Source organism: Actinacidiphila glaucinigra (assembly GCF_900188405.1).
GTDB lineage: Bacteria > Actinomycetota > Actinomycetes > Streptomycetales > Streptomycetaceae > Actinacidiphila > Actinacidiphila glaucinigra.
The window spans coordinates 1-1,286 of record NZ_FZOF01000078.1; the positions used below are offsets into that span (position 1 = coordinate 1).

1 protein-coding gene is annotated in these 1,286 nt (G+C 71.9%); it reads left to right on the plus strand.

Translation table 11 applies throughout. The features are described 5' to 3' along the window. A partial coding sequence (locus CHF15_RS43740; protein WP_143681808.1) for a KR domain-containing protein occupies nt 1-1,286 on the plus strand: 1,286 nt, incomplete at both ends.

A 1,286-nucleotide genomic window follows, 5' to 3' on the forward strand; every position in this document is an offset into this window, starting at 1 on the left:
GCGGGGCTGTCGTTCGAGGCCCCGCGTATCCCGGTCGTGTCGAACCTGACGGGCGCCGTCGTCGCAGATGACATGGGCTCGCCCGAGTTCTGGGTTCGGCACGTGCGCGATGCCGTGCGCTTCCTGGACGGGGTGCGTGCTCTGGAGGCCGCAGGGGTCACGACGTTCATCGAACTCGGCCCGGACGGCGTGCTGTCGGCGATGGCTCAGGAGTGCGTGACCGGGGACGCCGCCTTTATGCCGGTGCTGCGCAAGGGTCGTCCGGAGGCGGAGAGCGCGGTCACTGCGCTGGCGCAGGCACACGTGCGGGGTGTGGAGGTGGACTGGGCCGGGTTCTTCGCCGGGACCGGTGCGCGGCGGGTGGACCTGCCGACCTATGCCTTCGAGCGGCGAAGGTTCTGGCCGGAGACCGTGCTGTGGGCGGCTCCCCGATCCACGGTCGCGGATCAGCCGAACGGAGTGGACGCCCGATTCTGGGACGCGGTGGAGCGCGAAGACCTCGCATCCCTGGCTGCCGAGCTGGAGGTCTCAGGCGATGCGTCGCTGGGTGAGGTGCTTCCGGCGTTGTCGGCGTGGCGTCGGCAGGGTCGGGAGCGGTCGGAGGTGGACGGCTGGCGGTACCGAGTGGTGTGGAAGCCGCTGACCGAGGCTTCCGGTGCGCGCCTGTCCGGGGCGTGGCTGGTGGTCGTGCTGGCCGCGGACACGAGTGACTCGCCGGTGGTGGATGCGCTTGCGGGGCGTGGTGCGGAGGTGCGCCGGGTCGAGGTAGAGCCGGGTACGGACCGTGCGGCGTTGGCGCGTCTGGTTGCCGGTGAGTACGCGGGTGTGGTGTCGATGCTGGGGCTCGTCGACACGACGGGTCTGATCCAGGCTCTGGGCGATGCGGGGGTGGGTGCCCGCGTCTGGTGTCTGACGCGGGGTGCGGTCTCGGTCGGTCGGTCGGACCGACTTGTGTCGCCGACGCAGGCGCAGGTGTGGGGTCTGGGCCGGGTTGCGGCGCTGGAGGTGCCGGAGCGCTGGGGTGGTCTGGTCGATCTGCCTGAGACTCTGGACGAGCGTGCGCTGTCGCGCGTGGTCGGGGTTCTGGCGGGTTCCGGTGAGGACCAGGTGGCCGTGCGTTCGTCCGGGGTGTTCGGGCGTCGTCTGGTGCGGGCGCCGCTGCCGGAGGGTGCGGGGTCGTGGTCGCCGTCTGGCACGGTGCTGGTGACGGGTGGCACGGGTGCGCTGGGTGGTCGTGTCGCGCGGTGGTTGGCGGAGGCCGGCGCTGAGCGGCTCGTGCTGACCAG